13 protein-coding genes are annotated in these 16250 nt (G+C 46.0%); 12 read left to right on the top strand and 1 reads right to left on the bottom strand.

The genetic code is table 11. The annotated features are described in order from the left end of the window. Positions 1–52 precede the first annotated feature (52 nt). The 5 genes from secD (at position 53) to NST33_RS24390 (ending at position 6236) form a co-directional block, all read left to right on the top strand. On the top strand, positions 53–1303 hold the full coding sequence (gene secD, locus NST33_RS24410) for a protein translocase subunit SecD (protein ID WP_237176936.1): 1251 nt from the start codon (positions 53–55) through the stop codon (positions 1301–1303). After that, the gene (secF, locus tag NST33_RS24405) at positions 1293–2201 is read left to right on the top strand and encodes a protein translocase subunit SecF (RefSeq protein WP_339305456.1); all 909 of its coding nucleotides are present in this window, start codon (positions 1293–1295) and stop codon (positions 2199–2201) included. The genes secD and secF overlap by 11 nt, the downstream gene beginning before the upstream one ends. Before the next feature lie 73 nt (positions 2202–2274). After that, positions 2275–3234, top strand: a complete 960-nt coding sequence (locus NST33_RS24400; protein ID WP_076252964.1) for a cation diffusion facilitator family transporter — start codon at positions 2275–2277, stop codon at positions 3232–3234. Between the two features lie 40 nt (positions 3235–3274). Further along, positions 3275–5683 (top strand): single-stranded-DNA-specific exonuclease RecJ, encoded by a 2409-nt coding sequence (recJ, locus tag NST33_RS24395; RefSeq protein ID WP_221824763.1) that lies wholly within the window; start codon positions 3275–3277, stop codon positions 5681–5683. A 37-nt stretch (positions 5684–5720) separates the two neighbouring features. Next, on the top strand, positions 5721–6236 hold the full coding sequence (locus NST33_RS24390) for an adenine phosphoribosyltransferase (protein WP_091020472.1): 516 nt from the start codon (positions 5721–5723) through the stop codon (positions 6234–6236). 155 nt (positions 6237–6391) lie between these two features. Here NST33_RS24390 and uraA read toward each other — a convergent pair whose 3' ends face one another. Then, positions 6392–7708, bottom strand: coding sequence for a uracil permease (uraA, locus tag NST33_RS24385; protein WP_237176939.1), 1317 nt, complete (start codon positions 7706–7708; stop codon positions 6392–6394). A gap of 374 nt (positions 7709–8082) precedes the next feature. Here uraA and NST33_RS24380 point away from each other — a divergent pair, with 374 nt between their 5' ends. The 7 genes from NST33_RS24380 to hisS all read left to right on the top strand — a co-directional run bounded on the left by NST33_RS24380 (position 8083) and on the right by hisS (position 16241). Then, a complete protein-coding gene (locus NST33_RS24380; protein ID WP_339305454.1) occupies positions 8083–10260 on the top strand; it encodes a bifunctional (p)ppGpp synthetase/guanosine-3',5'-bis(diphosphate) 3'-pyrophosphohydrolase in 2178 nt (725 codons plus the stop codon). A 12-nt stretch (positions 10261–10272) separates the two neighbouring features. Further along, positions 10273–10734, top strand: a complete 462-nt coding sequence (dtd, locus tag NST33_RS24375; protein WP_221824761.1) for a D-aminoacyl-tRNA deacylase — start codon at positions 10273–10275, stop codon at positions 10732–10734. Between the two features lie 76 nt (positions 10735–10810). Continuing rightward, on the top strand, positions 10811–10978 hold the full coding sequence (locus NST33_RS24370) for a hypothetical protein (protein ID WP_221824760.1): 168 nt from the start codon (positions 10811–10813) through the stop codon (positions 10976–10978). Positions 10979–11243: 265 nt separating this feature from the next. Continuing rightward, positions 11244–11750, top strand: a complete 507-nt coding sequence (locus NST33_RS24365; protein WP_105601829.1) for a type 1 glutamine amidotransferase domain-containing protein — start codon at positions 11244–11246, stop codon at positions 11748–11750. A gap of 104 nt (positions 11751–11854) precedes the next feature. Beyond that, positions 11855–12301: a hypothetical protein gene (locus NST33_RS24360; protein ID WP_221824758.1), complete on the top strand. Its 447-nt coding sequence runs from the start codon at positions 11855–11857 to the stop codon at positions 12299–12301. A gap of 632 nt (positions 12302–12933) precedes the next feature. After that, positions 12934–14202, top strand: coding sequence for an SEC-C metal-binding domain-containing protein (locus NST33_RS24355; RefSeq protein WP_339305452.1), 1269 nt, complete (start codon positions 12934–12936; stop codon positions 14200–14202). Positions 14203–14987: 785 nt separating this feature from the next. Further along, complete coding sequence (gene hisS, locus NST33_RS24350; protein WP_017686789.1) at positions 14988–16241, top strand: histidine--tRNA ligase; 1254 nt, start codon at positions 14988–14990, stop codon at positions 16239–16241. The last annotated feature ends 9 nt before the right edge of the window (positions 16242–16250 follow it).

Below are 16250 nucleotides of genomic sequence, written 5' to 3'. Positions count from 1 at the left end.
ACGGCATCGCTATAATAGGAATATTGAGAACGAAAGGGGATCTAGGAACGGCATGAAAAGAATTATCAGTTTCATTCTGGTCGTGCTTGTCACCACAGGGGTAATGGTGGGAACAAGCCCGGAACTGCTCAAAAATATACGCTTGGGCCTTGATTTAAAGGGAGGCTACGAGATCTTATATGAAGCAGAGCCGCTCGAAGCAGGTCAACAAGTCACCAAAGCATCTTTGGTGCAAACGGCCAAAAGCCTTGAAAGCCGCGCCAATGCGCTCGGAACAAGCGAACCGGAGGTAACCACTGAAGGAAGCAACCGGATTCGATTGAAGTTGGCAGGGGTTACGGATGAGGCTGAAGTTAGAGCCAAAATGAAAGAGCCGGCTGTTCTGACCTTCCGTAGTAAAGCTGAGAACGACAAGGAAGGCGAATACACCAAAATTGAGCTTCGCGGAAATGAATTTGTTGAGAATGCAGCCAAAGTTGTGTTCACTCAATTGAATGAGCCGATGATTGACATTCAAGTGAAAGACAAAGCCAAATTTTCCGAGATTACCAAACGTTTGATCGGACAACCTCTCGCTATTTATTTGGACGATGAGCTTCTATCTGCTCCAACCGTTAGACAACAGTTGACAGATGGTTCCGCTCAGATTTCGGGTGCTTACACACGTGACGAAGCAAACCAGCTTCGTGACACCATTAACCTGGGTGCATTGCCACTGAAACTTACAGAGAAATATTCACAAAGTGTTGGTGCAACACTTGGTAAGCTTTCTCTGGATCAGACCATTAAAGCGGGATTGATTGGTTCCGTTATTATTCTATTGTTCATGATTGGGCTTTATCGCATTCCTGGTATTATCGCGAGTTTTGCCTTGATTACACATACGTGGCTGGTACTTGCAATCTTCTATTTAGGAGAATTCGTGCTTACCCTTCCAGGTATTGCTGCGTTTATCCTGGGTATAGGGATGGCGGTGGATGCCAACATCATCACGTACGAACGGATTAAAGAAGAGATGCGCAGTGGTAAGTCGATCTTGTCATCGGTTAAAGCGGGTGGTAAACATTCCTTCCGAACAATCATTGACTCCAACATCACGACCATTATTGCAGCGGCTGTTATGTTCTTCTTGGGAACAGGTGCGGTTAAAGGTTTTGCACTCGTGCTGATTTTTGATATTGTCACCAGTATTATCACGAATATTTTCTTCTCCCGCTTCCTGTTGACCCTGCTTGTACGGGGTAACGTGTTGAAGAAGCCTAAGTACTTCGGAGTGAAGGAGAGTGAAATTCGTGCGCTTTAATTGGAATTATGACTATGTTAAAGGTAGCAAGATTGCCTATACGTTTTCCATCATCTTGACAATTGCAGGTATTATTAGCCTCTTGTCTCTGGGGTTGAATTATGCGGTTGATTTCCGTGCTGGATCGAATGTGGATATTTCGGTATCCAAAGTAATCACAGCGGAGCAGATTAAACCTATCGTTAAGGACATCGGTGTTGATGAGGGTGATGTTACCATTACACCGGGGGCTGACCGTGTAAATGTTCGTTTCTCCAATGAATTGGATGAGACCCAAGAGAGCAAATTTAAACAGGAATTTAGCAAACTGGATGCATCGGCTTCCTATGAAGTAAATACCGTTGATCCGGAGATGGCCAAAGAATTGGAGCGCAACGCGATCTACGCAGTACTCATTGCAAGTATCGGAATCATGATCTATGTTGCGATCCGGTTTGAGTGGCGTTTTGCTGTGGCAGCGGTGGTTTCACTGTTCCATGATGCATTTGTCGTAATAAGCGTGTTCTCGATCTTCCGCTTGGAAGTCGATTTGACCTTTATCACGGCCGTTCTTACTATTGTTGGTTTCTCGATTAACGATACGATCGTTATCTTTGACCGGATTCGTGAGAATTTGAGATTTGCCAAAAAGTCTTCTAAAGCTGACTTGCGTGAAGTAGTTAATCGCAGCTTGTCACAAACAATGACTCGTTCACTAAATACAACATTTACTGTTTTTGTTGCCTCACTTTGTTTGTTTATCTTTGGCGGAGAATCCATTCGTATGTTCTCACTTGCGATGGTTATTGGAACACTGTTCGGCGCCTACTCTTCCATCTTTATAGCAGCACCATTATGGTTCACGCTCAAAGGTAAACAAGTGGATAAGCCAAAAACAGTAGCTAAAGAATCTAACTAAACATCTTATTGTGAAGCCGCGTCTGCCAGGCGCGGTTTTGCAACTTTATGTACAGAATTAAGGGGGAATATTCATGACCAGAGAACATATCCCATCTGCCCAGGCTGCCACATGGAGCGGTATTGCCGGTAATATGGGACTTGCGGTGATCAAAGCGGGAGTCGGTTATATGGCAAACAGCAAATCATTGCTCGCTGACGGCTTATATTCTGCTTCTGAAGCTGGTTCTGCCCTGGCTGGTCTCTTTCCCTCCAAGTCTGTACGCGATAAGAGCAAGGCTCGCAGGGGACGATTTAAAGAACATTCACGTGTTGCTAGACCCGGGATCTCAGTATTGTTATCTGTGCTGATCCTCATGGGTGGTTTACAGCTTGCCATCTCCGCATTGGGCAGTCTATCCGGAAGTGAACCGGAAGCACCCGGCAAGTCGGTACTTTTGGTGGCTGTTGCAGCTCTGGCTGTGAAAGAAGCGATTTTTCAATTTCAGTACAGATATTTCCGTAAACGAAACCAGTCTCAGGCGCTGGCCTATGCACAGCAACATCGCCGTGCACTCTATTGTTCGCTCACCGTGTTAATCGGCATTATAGGATCGATGGCTGGTGAAGAGACGGGTTTGAGCATGCTGCTCTACCTGGACCCCACGGCTGCGTTGATTGCTTCCTGTTTTGTGCTTCACAAGGGTTACCGAATGATTGTGGACACAGTCTATGGTTCACTCGTTCAGGAGCTGGAGCAGGAAGAAGCATCAGATTTCAAAGAGACCGTACAGCGGGTATATGGCATCATTACCATTGAGCATTTGGTTGCACGTGAACAGGAACATGACGTTACGATTGAGCTGGTCATTAGTGTGAATCCGAGAATCTCAATACTGGAAGCACAGGAGATTGCTAATCGGGCCAAGACTCTACTGCTAACCCGTTTCAGTCATGTGAAAGAAGTACAGATTCAAGCGATACCTTATGATCCAGGCTATCCTTATAAATCCAATCATGAACTGCCCGATCACGAAGCGACATTAATTCAGTAGTGAAGCGCGGGTCCAGTAGATCAGGAAAGGAGCGTTATCATTGCTTTATTCGCAATACCGGTGGAATACACCGAATATCGATCTGGAGGCGGCTGCGGGACTCTCGCAGGCGCTTTCCGTTTCACCCCTTGTTGGACGTTTGCTTGTGAGTCGAGGAGTGCACAATGAGAAGGAGGCCGAACGTTTTTTGCATCCTGATCTGAATCAGATGCATGATCCGTATCTGCTACTCGGCATGAATGAAGCTGTCCCTCGAATTAAACTGGCTTTGGAGCGGGAAGAACATATTTTAATCTATGGGGACTATGACGCTGACGGCGTATCCAGTACATCGCTGATGATCCACCTGATGCGTCATCTTGGGGCCTCGTATGATATATATATCCCTCATCGCTCGAATGAAGGGTATGGATTGCACAACCATGCGTTGGATTGGGCCCATCAACAGGGCGTTTCATTGATTATTACCGTGGATACCGGAATCAGTGCTGTTGAACAGATTGCCTATGCGGCAACGCTGGGCATCGAGGTCATTGTGACAGACCACCACGAACCACCTGAAATTTTACCGGAAGCTTATACACTTATTAATCCGAAACTTCCGGGATGTCCGTATCCTTTTAAAGGTTTGGCAGGTGCGGGGGTAGCCTTAAAGCTGGCTCAGGCATTGATCGGGGAAGTGCCCGGTGAATGGATGGAGATTGCCGCTATCGGTACGGTTGCCGATCTGATGCCTTTGGAAGGTGAAAATCGGGTTATCGTCAGTTATGGAATAGAATCCATGCGTGGCTCGCGTCTTCCAGGTGTAAGTGCGTTGCTGGAAATCAGTGGTGTGGATCAGAGTCAGGTGACCTCGATTAATATTGCCTTCGCCATGGCACCACGTATTAATGCTAGTGGACGTTTGGACCATGCGGGACGGGCGGTGTCGCTGCTCACAACCGAGAATCTGGATGAAGCTCATACGCTAGCCGGTCAGCTTGATCTATTGAATCGGGAACGGCAGCAAGTCGTAGAGGGCATATTACAAGAAGCAACGGCACAGTTGGAACAAAAGATACAGCTTCGTTCTGGATCCGTTCCAGATGTAATCGTATTGGCTGGTGAAGGCTGGAATGTCGGAGTGGTTGGTATTGTGGCTTCCAAATTGCTGGACCGCTATTACCGACCTACACTTATTCTTGGGATTGATCCAGAGAGTGGAGTCTGCAAAGGCTCTGCGCGCTCCATTGAGGGCTTGGATATCTATGAGGCACTCACAGTCAACAAACACACCATGGATCATTACGGAGGACATCCGGCTGCTGCAGGGATGACCCTGCATCGGGATCAACTGGAAGAACTTGAGGTGGGGTTGAATGAGTTTGCTGCAACCGTGTTGACCGAAGAGGACTTTGTACCTCAACGTCTTGCGGATGATGAATGCAGAATTAGTGATGTTCCGCTGAAAGTGATCCAGGAGATCGACAGATTGCAGCCTTTCGGGATGAGCAATCCTTCGCCACGGTTTGTATTGAGAAGTGTGACTGTGAAGGAAACCAGAACAATGGGACGAGAGAAACGCCATCTGAAACTGGTTCTGGAGCAGGATGGTCTGCAACTGGAAACCGTCGCTTTTGGCAAGGGAGCGTTAGCAGAGTTTCTTCTCCCGGGTTCCGTTATTGATGTGATGGGGGAACTGTCCATCAATGAATGGAATGGGATGAGAAAACCTCAATTGATGCTTCAGGACATTCATGTTCCTCAGGTCCAAGTGTTTGATTTACGCGGTAATGCCGAGCCACTAAATGCAATGAAGCATTTCTTGAGCTCACTTGAGGTGCATCTGCGATATAAATCAGGTTCTGTTGGTGCTATTGTTCGGAAAGAAACAGATGTTTCCGAGGGAAATTCATTGTATGAACCTTGCCTTTGGGTATATGATAGAAAGGTCGGGTTATTTCCGTGTAATGCTGCTGCACAGCATTATGGACAGGAACAAGTCCGGACGTTATTTGTGTTTGATACGCCGGAAACCCCGGAACAACTTGATGCCATGCTGGCTTTGTTCAGTGGAGCTGAGAATATCATCCTTCTGCACGGATCAGGCAACCGCCGAGATCGCCTTCAGATGCCTTCCAGAGAACTCTTTAAGCGTATTTATATGCAGGTGTTGAAATGGAAAGCTGAACCCGTGGAGGAACAAGAGATTACTCCTGTGCTCAGTCGTCAGTGTGGTTGTTCGCCGCGCATGATTACGATGATGTTGGATGTATTCGAAGAGTTATCCTTCATTACCCGTGATAACGGCAAAATTGCGTTTGTGGATAACCCGCCTAAGCGTGAACTAACCGCTTCACGTCACTATCAGGCGCTCGAAAATATGGCTGAGATAGAACAGGTGATGCTGGATGCAGCCACACCGCAACTGACACAATGGATGATATCCCGGATGAAGGGCGTATCTTAGATGGAAGTTTGTGTATTTATTTTAGGAGGAGATTATTTTGGATTTTAAAGATTATATTCGTGTCATTCCTGACTTTCCACAACCGGGAATCAGCTTTAAGGACATTACAACATTGTTGAAGGATGGAGAAATGTACCGCAATGCGATCAATGAACTGAAAGTGATGGTTTCTGATCTCAAAATTGACGTTATTGCTGGACCTGAAGCACGTGGTTTCGTTGTGGGCGCCCCTCTGGCATATGCTCTTGGTGTCGGTTTTGCTCCGATTCGCAAAAGTGGAAAACTGCCTGGAGAGACGATTGAAGTTGGTTATGATCTCGAGTATGGCAAGGATACACTCGCGATGCACACAGATGCGATTGAAAAAGGTCAAAATGTCCTGATCGCAGATGATCTTCTCGCAACGGGTGGAACGATTGCAACTTCCATCAACTTGATTGAACAATTGGGTGGGAACGTTGTCGGAGCTGCATTCCTGATCGAACTGTCTGATCTGAATGGTCGTGCTAAATTGCCAGAGAAAATCGATGTATTCACATTGATGAACTACTAAGTTTTAAATCTCCACTTGGAGTGTTGTGATTAAAACCTGAATTGCTTTTCCCTTTTCCCGGGAAATAATATACAGCATTAATGATTATCAAAAAGCCTGTTCTCCCTAACCTTACGGTTGGAAGAACAGGCTTTTTGATGTGTATATGATGGAAATTAATCAGGTGTTTTTTCAGTAATAGGCTGTTTTCTGGAGTCTTCATTCAACCAACCCAGCACTTCAAACAGCTTAAACAACAAGCTCATCAGGATTCCAACGATGGTTGCGAGTGCCATCCCTTTCAGATGAACACCGTAGAAGATAACTTCTGCACCACTCAGTCCGATGACCAGTACAAGTGTAGTGAGAATCAGATTGGTTGGTTTGGCAAAGTCAACTTTCTGTTCAACCAGAATACGCAGACCGGATGCCGCAATTACCCCGAACAGAAGAAGGGATACGCCGCCCATAACGGGTACAGGAATGTTGGCTACAAGCGCCGAAAATGTTCCTGAGAAGGAGAGTACAATTGCAATAACCGCTGCGCCTCCAATAACGTATGTGGAGTATACACGAGTCAGAGCCATAACACCGATGTTCTCACCATAGGTTGTATTCGGGGTTGATCCTACAAACCCTGACAGTATGGTGGATACGCCGTTACCAAGCAGGGAACGATGAAGCCCAGGATCCTTCGAGAGATCTTTGCCTACAATGCTGCTCGTTACAAGCAAATGTCCAATATGTTCTACAATAACTACGAGTGCTACAGGTAAAATGGTAAAGACAACAGACCAGTCAAATGTAGGAGTGGTTACGGTTGGTAGTGAGAGGAAATCAGCGTTTCCAATAGCCTGTTTATCGACCAGATTCATAGAATAACCAAGGATATAACCCACTACAATACCGATTAGAATATGAATGATTTTGGGAAATCCACGGAATGTTACGGCACCAATGACAGTGATCCCGAGTGTGGCCATGGAGAGTATAATAGGTTTCGCCTGAGGAACCCAGTTGGGATTAGCTACCGGATCGGAATTAATCAATCCGGCCATACCAGCTGCAACAGGTACAAGCTCCAGACCGATCAGAGCAACGATGGCGCCCATAACCGCTGGTGGGAATACCACGTTAATCCAGCCTGTTCCCGCATATTTCACAATGAGAGCTACCAGGCAGAAAACAATACCTGTTATGATAAAGGCGCCAAGAGCCATGGAGTAGCCGTTCTCTGGATGTGTTTTTAACACTGATGTGACAGGAGCAATAAAAGCAAAGCTGGAACCCAAATAGGCGGGGATTTTTCCTTTACACATCAGTATGTACAACAGGGTTCCAATTCCGTTCATCAGCAATATCATACTAGGGTCGACACCGAACAGGTTCGGTACAAGCACCGTACTGCCAAACATGGCGAACAAATGCTGAAGGCTAAGCAGTGAACCTGAGCCGAGTGGCATCTTTTGATTAACCTGAATTTCGCGTTGCAATGAATTTCATCTCCTTTTCCGAAACACAAACTTTCAATAGATTACAGAGTTTCTCTTAATTAAGCAATAACATTTTTGACGTAGCAGAGCCATGGAATTTATATTTTCATGAATTTTCCTTCTATTTCAGCAAATAACGGCAATAATACATAAGAAAATAAGAAATACTTCCAATCCCCTGTGAGTCATAGGGAAACGGGTTAGAAGTAATTCAGATCACCAATATAAAAATTGGATAAGCGCTCTTATTCGTCAGCAGTTGACGGGAAACGGGCGAAGCGTCATAATTATAGGAAATTACTTTTACGGGGAACCTGTGTTGCAGCACTGTCACGGGTTCCATTTGGTATAGAAAGGACACGGAACAGATCAGAATGGGCATAGAGCAATTACTCGAGAAGGCCGGGGCATATATCAAAGAACCCGATCTGGTGCGCATACGAGAAGCTTACGAATTTGCTGATCAGGCCCACCATGGACAGACGCGAAAATCGGGAGAACCGTATATTCTGCATCCGCTTGCGGTTGCCGACATTGTTGTGAACATGCAGATGGACACCATCTCCATAATAGCAGCGCTTCTTCATGATGTAGTAGAGGATACTACGGTCTCACTTGAAGAGATCCGCAATCATTTCGGCAATACGTGTGCCATGCTTGTTGACGGCTTGACGAAGCTGGAACGTATTCAGTTTCGCTCCAAGGAAGAACAGCAGAACGAGAACTACCGCAAAATGTTCATCGCCATGGCGCAGGACATCCGTGTCATCGTGATTAAATTGGCTGACCGTCTGCATAATATGCGGACACTCAAGTTTCAGTCGGAAGAAAGCCAGCGCCGGATTTCATATGAGACGCTGGAAATTTTCTGTCCGATTGCAAACCGTTTGGGTATCTCTGCAATCAAATGGGAAATGGAGGACATCGCCCTCCGTTATTTGAATCCGCAGCAGTATTACCGAATTGCAAACCTGATGCACAAAAAACGTGCGGAACGGGAGCAATATATTGATACGGTTATGGATGGAATTACGAACAAGCTCGATGAGATGGGAATTCAGGCAGACCTTTCGGGCCGCCCGAAACATATCTACAGCGTGTTCAAGAAAATGACCACCAAAAACAAGCAGTTTAACGAAATTTACGATCTGCTTGCGATCCGTATTATTGTGGATAATATCAAGGATTGTTATGCTACCCTGGGAATTATACACACGCTATGGAAACCGATGCCTGGACGCTTTAAAGACTACATTGCGATGCCAAAGGCGAATATGTATCAATCGCTGCATACAACGGTAGTTGGTCCCAATGGCGAACCAACGGAAGTACAGATCCGGACATGGGATATGCACCGGACTGCTGAATTTGGTATTGCTGCCCACTGGGCCTACAAAGAAGGCGCTGCGAACGGAAATCATTTTGAAGATAAGATTACGTTCTTCCGTGAAATTCTTGAACTTCAAAACGAAGCACAGGATGCATCAGAATTCGTAGAGTCACTCAAAATGGATTTCTTCTCGGATCTGGTATTTGTATTTACGCCAAAAGGAGAAGTCATTGAATTGCCAATCGGCTCTGTTCCTTTGGATTTTGCTTATCGAATCCATACAGAGGTTGGTAATCGTACCATTGGCGCCAAAGTAAACGGTCGGATTGTTCCGCTCGATTATCATCTGAAGACAGGTGACATCATCGAAATTTTGACGTCCAAACATTCTTACGGACCGAGCCAGGACTGGATGAAAATTGCGAAATCTTCTCATGCACGAGCGAAGATCAAGCAATGGTTCAAGAAGGAACGCCGTGAAGAAAACGTTGAAAAAGGTCGGGAGAGCTGTGAGCGTGAACTGAAACGCATGGGGCTTGATCCTTCTGCGTGGATGACGGATGACAAGTTGATGGAAGCTGCCAAAAAATATGCGTTTAATGATATTGATGACATGCTTGCGGCTGTTGGATTCGGTGGGATTACTGCTGCACAGATTGTAACCAAAGCAACCGAAAAACTGCGTAAAGAGCAGGAAGAGTCCAGTTTGCTGGAATTAAATTCCGAGATGCGCGAGCTGAAACCTGCACCTGAGCGCAGAAATCGACCAACCAACGGTATTCGTGTCAAAGGCATCGATAATCTGCTTGTTCGATTCGCAAGATGCTGTAATCCTGTACCTGGAGATGACATTATCGGATACGTTACACGCGGACGCGGCGTTTCCGTACACCGTAGTGACTGTCCGAATATCCCGACAAGTGCAGACGGTGAAGAAGCAGCACGTGTTATTGAGGTCGAGTGGGAAGAGAATATCGAAGCAAGTTACAGTGTGGATATTGAGATTACAGGCCATGATCGGAATGGCTTGCTTAACGAGGTACTTCAGGCTGTATCCGAAAGTAAAACTAATATATCTGCCGTTACAGGACGGACAGATAAAAATAAATTAGCATTGGTGCACGTCACAATTCTGATTCGTAATACGGATCATCTGCAAGCCGTTGTAGAACGGATCAAACGTGTGAAAGATGTCTATTCGGTGCATCGGATTATGCAGTAAGGAGCCTGTTAGATGAGGGTGCTTGTACAACGTTGTAAAGAGGCTCAGGTGACCGTGGGAGACGAGCTTACAGGTAAGATCGAATCCGGATTAATGCTGCTCGTAGGCATTACCCATGAGGATACCGAGAAGGATGCCCAGTATCTGGCTGACAAAGTTAGTGGGTTGCGGATATTTGAGGATGATCAGGAGAAGATGAATCTCAGCCTGCTTGATGTAGGCGGTGCTGTATTGTCTGTTTCCCAGTTCACCCTGTACGGAGATTGTCGCAAAGGAAAGCGTCCGAGCTTTGCTGCTGCGGCCCGACCTGAAGCGGCAGAACTGTTATATGAAACATTTAATCAACTACTACGGGATAAAGGTATTCAGGTTGAAACCGGGCGTTTCGGAGCGATGATGGATGTAACATTTACCAACTGGGGACCCGTGACTTTGATACTTGAAAGTCCGGTTCGTCAGGAACCAGGTGCATAATTTCATAGGGTTCAGGCCATAATAAGGGATAATTCGTTGATGACTATTTCATGATCAAAGGAGTACCCATCCAATTATGCGCCAATCTGCGAAAGAAACACGTACCCGTACAGAACCTTTGTTACTCCCTGGCAACCTGTATGAATCATTGCACCTTGCCCGTTCGGCTGCAGAGTATGTTGCAACGATCTGGGCACTTCAGGATTCGGACAAAGGGAAGAAGAGTCATCTTCCGCGATCTTGAATGTTTACACAGGTATATAAATATCCGATATTTGGATTATACAGATTCTAAAAAGTCCTGATTCCTTCCCGAATCAGGACTTTTTGTCGTGAGTTGATTCTTTTAACTATTCGTTTGAGGACTTCGTCACAAAATGAAATTACACCCAATTGTTATAAATTGCTCTGGTGAGGGTAATAACAAAACGAGGCACAATGAAGTGCCAATGTACTGCAAGACCCGATTTTATAAAGAAAGTTCGAACACGGAAAGGAGAACATACGTTATGAGTAAAGTTGCTTTTTTATTGGCGAATGACTTTGAAGATTCGGAGATGCAGGTCCCGTATGACGAAGTAAAAAAAGCTGGACATGAAGTGGAGATTATCGGATTGAAAGCCGGTGAGACCCTTAAAGGTAAAGGAGGAAAGGCCTCCTATACCACAGATAAGGCGATTGGTGATGCATCCGCTTCAGATTATGATGCAGTCGTGATTCCTGGTGGATCATCCCCAGAGAATTTGCGAACGGATGCACACATCTTGAAGTTTGTCACCGAGATCAACAGTGCGAAGAAACCAATTGCAGCGATCTGCCATGGTCCGCAAATTTTGGCTAGTGCCGGTCTGTTGAAAGGCCGCACCATTACATCCTATCCACCACTTAAGGATGACATGGTAAACGCAGGAGCAGAGTTCAAGGATCATGAGGCCGTTGTGGATGGAAACTATATTACATCCCGAACACCCGAAGATGAGCCAGCGTTTGTACGTGAACTGCTAAAAGTTATATAACTTCACCCAGTTCAACTGACATACATGGATGTATCTTAACTACGTTACGTCGTGACGTTTACAAACTTCACGTTGCATTTCATTCCGAAAAAGGAGGGTTTGACATGACAAAACATATTCAGGCGTATTTTCGAACCGAAGACGAGGCAGAGGGCGCAAGAACTTCACTTCAGACGTTCCGTACAGAGCATCTGGAAGTAGGTCAGCTCGATAGTGCGATAGGTAGAGACACGCGTGTTATGGTGCCACTGGTGCCTTATAATACAGCAGGTGGCGTAGGTACCAACGGAGCAATGGGTGTAGGTGCAGCCCCGGGTGTTCCAGCCAGCGAAAATGTGATCCCTGTGGTAGCCAATGTGGACCGTGATGCAGAACGGGATACTCGTGATAGAGTGAATGAGGATGGAGACATGCTGAATGCTTCGGATGTGTCTTCGGCCGATTATGATGATCTGCATTATGTTCTGTCTGCCAAAGTAAGGGATGAGGATTATGAAGAGATTGTTCATAAACTTCGTTCCAACCATGCCTATGTGGAAGAGTTGAATTAACGTGTAGATACTTCTAGGCCCTTGCACTGCTTGACTACAGAGTCGAGTAATGTGCAAGGGTTTTTCAATTATAAATATATTAAAAAACACAATTATAAAGCGCTATCATTTTTGTAATATTACTGTAATATTAGTTACATAAGCCTTTAACATAGTGGGCCTATAATAACACACATGACCCCCTTTTTTTATATATCCTTTGAGCCTGCACACCGTGTGCAGGCTATTTTTTTTGAGCTGAGAATGTGTATGTTTTGGGCAGAGCTTACCCCTTTATTCAATTTTTGCTAGAATAGAGAGATGGGTTTATATATTCTACAGCGAATTGTTTTCATAGTTGGGCTACATTGGACGGTAATTCTAGCTCCAGCGATTGGGTTCAGGCGAATCCAATCCTATGACAGAGAGTATGAGGAACTCATCGCCAGAGTGATCCGTCATATTCCAGATGAACATATACTCGCTGAAACGGCCCCACCTTTTTTATATAAGTACAGGGCAGCCGTTTCTGCTTGATCGATTGGAATTTGAAAGTTATATAGAATGCCTCGTTTGAGAAATGACACCTACAATGCTAAAGCAACAGAGTTCTCATGCGAATGGCTAGAGACAGATTTAAGGGGGAATTAGTTTTGAGTAAGGTTGGAAGAAATGATCTATGCCCATGCGGTAGTGGGAAAAAATATAAGAAATGTTGTCTGAACAAGGAGTCCTCTGCTGTAGAATCCATACTGGGGATAATATCAACGGAGAAACCGGTTCGGGAAGCCTCCATTCAGCCTGAGAGCAAACTGACCTTGACCAAGCTGAAAAAGATGGTGGCAAGCGATTTGAAATGGGAGCACCCGGCTCACGAACAGCTGGCCCTGCAGACTATTGAGAACATGAGGAACCAATACGAGCCAGAGGTAATTTTGGAAGCTCTGGTGTTATGGAACGGCTACTCCCGTCAGACCCGCCCTACTGTGAAGAAGACAGGCTCGTTCTCTGCTGCAATTGAGTATTTGCTGTCCGAGGAGTACGGCTTCAATGTATCAAAGGCTGAGCTGGCTGATAAATATGAGGTAACGACAGGCACGATCTCCCGGAAGGTTAAGGAGATGAATAGTTACATCGAAGAATACGGCATGGGCGGTGAAACGGACGAGCTATTGATGCTGAACGGTCCAGGCACATCGAAAGACAAAGCACAGGCTCTGCTGTCTAAGGCGAGGGAAGCGAGCTCTTCCAAACGGAGAGTACATCTGGCGGAAACAGCGCTGGAGATGTATCCTGACAGCTCTGATGCGTATCTTATTCTAGCTGAGGAATCGGACAATGAGGATGATGCACGATCTTACCTCAAGGAAGGAATCGCTGCTGGCAAACGTGAACTGGGCGAACTGTTCTTTGAGGAGAACAAAGGGGACTTCTGGGGGCTTCATGAGACACGTCCCTATATCCGGATATGTAAAAGTTATGCCGAATCCTGCTGGTTTGATGGAGATACGAAAGAAGCAGCACAGATCCTGGAGCATATGCTAGAGCTTAATACGGAAGACAATACCGGAGCACGTTACCTGCTCGCTGCTGTGTATTTGTACAGTAACCAATTGGATCAGGCAGAGCAATTGCTGGAGGAGTATGGAAGAGGTGACGCCGCAACGGCCTTTGCCTATGATAAGATTATTCTGGAGTATAAGAAAAACGGAATCACCTCCCAGCTCAAAATGCTGTACCGTGTGGCGCGGGGTGTGAACAAACATGTGCCTGATTACTTGTTGGGTTTGAAGCGATTGCCGCATAACCTCCCTGACTTTGTCGGAATGGGCGACTCCGACGAAGCGATTGAATATGTCATTATGCATTCCCGTTTATGGGCGAGCGCGCCGGATCTGTTGAAGTGGATGCTGCAACAATAGAGGAATAAGAAGCGAATAGAAGTTGGAATTCATATGATGAATCCAGCTTCTATTAGCCATATTTTCTGTGGACTCCTCATACCATGCTGTGTGTGAGCAAAAATTTCTAGAGCTATCTTTTCGTGTTAACCCTTGACTTTAGCACTGCGGTTCATTACAATCAGAAAATAATACGTTGACTACAGTCAATACAAGTCGATTTTTGAACTATAATACTGATTTGATGACGGGACCAAGTACTCCGTGCCCACATGACCAGAGAGGAATCCCCAGGCTGTAAGGATTCTCTTGATGAGCGGACGAATGACTTCCCCGAGAACAGACGGCGAACACAGCAGAGATGATCTGTTTGACCAGTAGCTGGCCTGCGCAGGACGTGCGTTACACGTAGAGCGGAATATCTGCTTGATCAGAATGCCTTGGGCAAACCTGAATCATCAGAGATCACCTGAACGGCTAAAGTGTCAGGTTTCCGGAATGTGGGTGGTACCACGGGTGAATGTATATTACACAATCTCTCGTCCCTTTGTTTGCTGTATACACAGCGACAGGGCGAGGGATTTTTTTGTTATATAAGTTGATTTAAAAGAAATACACGAAAACGGAGAGGGCAGAAAAAACCTGTAAAAGCGAAGCGTTCGCCTTTATCACCGGATTTCCACATTATAAAATTAATTCAAAAAATCTGGGGATAACAGCGATTGTAAGGTTGTTCTGCCCGCGCAGTGATCACGTGTAGAATTTTTTAACTTTTAGAGAAAAAAATCAATGCTGGAGGGATCAAGATGGCTTTTCAAAAACCGACTGGAACGCAGGACTTACTGCCTGGAGTTGTCGAGAAATGGCAGTACGTAGAAGAAAAAGCACGAGATCTGTGTCGACGGTTTAATTACCGTGAGATTCGTACACCGATCTTCGAACAGACTTCTTTATTTGTACGCGGTGTAGGAGAGACTACCGATATCGTTGAGAAAGAAATGTATACCTTTGATGACAAAGGCAATCGCAGCATGACTCTTCGTCCGGAGGGAACAGCAGGTGTTGTCCGTGCGTATGTAGAGAATAAAATCTACGGCGAACCGGATGTGAGCAAGCTCTATTACATCGGTCCGATGTTCCGGTACGAGCGTCCGCAGGCAGGCCGTCAGCGTCAATTTCACCAGTTTGGTGTAGAAGCCATCGGTGCGCTAGACCCTGCGATTGATGCGGAAGTGATCGCACTGGGCTACCAGTTGTGTGTAGAGCTCGGCTTGAAGGATGTCAAAGTGGAGATCAACTCCGTTGGTAACTCAACCAGCCGTGCAGAATACCGCGAGACGTTACTTGGGTTCCTCAGACCGATGAAAGACAGCCTGTGCAAGGACTGTCAGTCCCGCATGGAGCGCAATCCACTGCGTGTACTTGACTGCAAAGTCGATCAGGACAAATTCGTTGGTGCACCGTCCATACTGGATAGCCTGGATGAAGAGTCTTTGAATCACTTTGCCAAGCTGCAGGCATACCTGGATGATTTCGGAGTAGATTATGCTGTGAACAATCGTCTGGTGCGGGGCTTGGATTATTACACGCTGACTGCGTTTGAATTGAAAGCCCAAGGGATTGGAGCGATAGATACGGTTGGCGGCGGTGGTCGGTACAATGGTCTGGTTGGAGATATCGGCGGACCTGATCAGCCTGGCATCGGCTTCGGTATTGGTCTGGAGCGTATCCAACTGATTCTGGAACACCAAAATATTGAGGTTACTACATTGGCTCCACTGGATGTATACTTTGTTGCTCTAGGAGAGGCAGCTGATCGTGAAGTGAACCGTCTGTTGTTCAAACTTCGTCAGTCTGGACTGTCTGGGGAACGTGATTATCTGGGCCGCAAGATGAAAGCACAGATGAAATCAGCTGACCGTTTCAAATCCCGCTACACCGCCATCCTTGGTGATGACGAGCTGGAGCGTGGTGAGATTGCCCTCAAGTCGATGGATACGGGTGAGCAACAAACCGTGAAGCTGGATGATCTGGTAGCGGCAATTCGCGAAGGTAAATAAGCACGAAGT

The organism is Paenibacillus sp. FSL L8-0435 (assembly GCF_037965655.1).
Taxonomy (GTDB): Bacteria; Bacillota; Bacilli; order Paenibacillales; family Paenibacillaceae; genus Paenibacillus.
The sequence above is the reverse complement of the archived record's forward strand: the minus strand, read 5'-3'. Positions and strand labels throughout refer to the sequence as shown.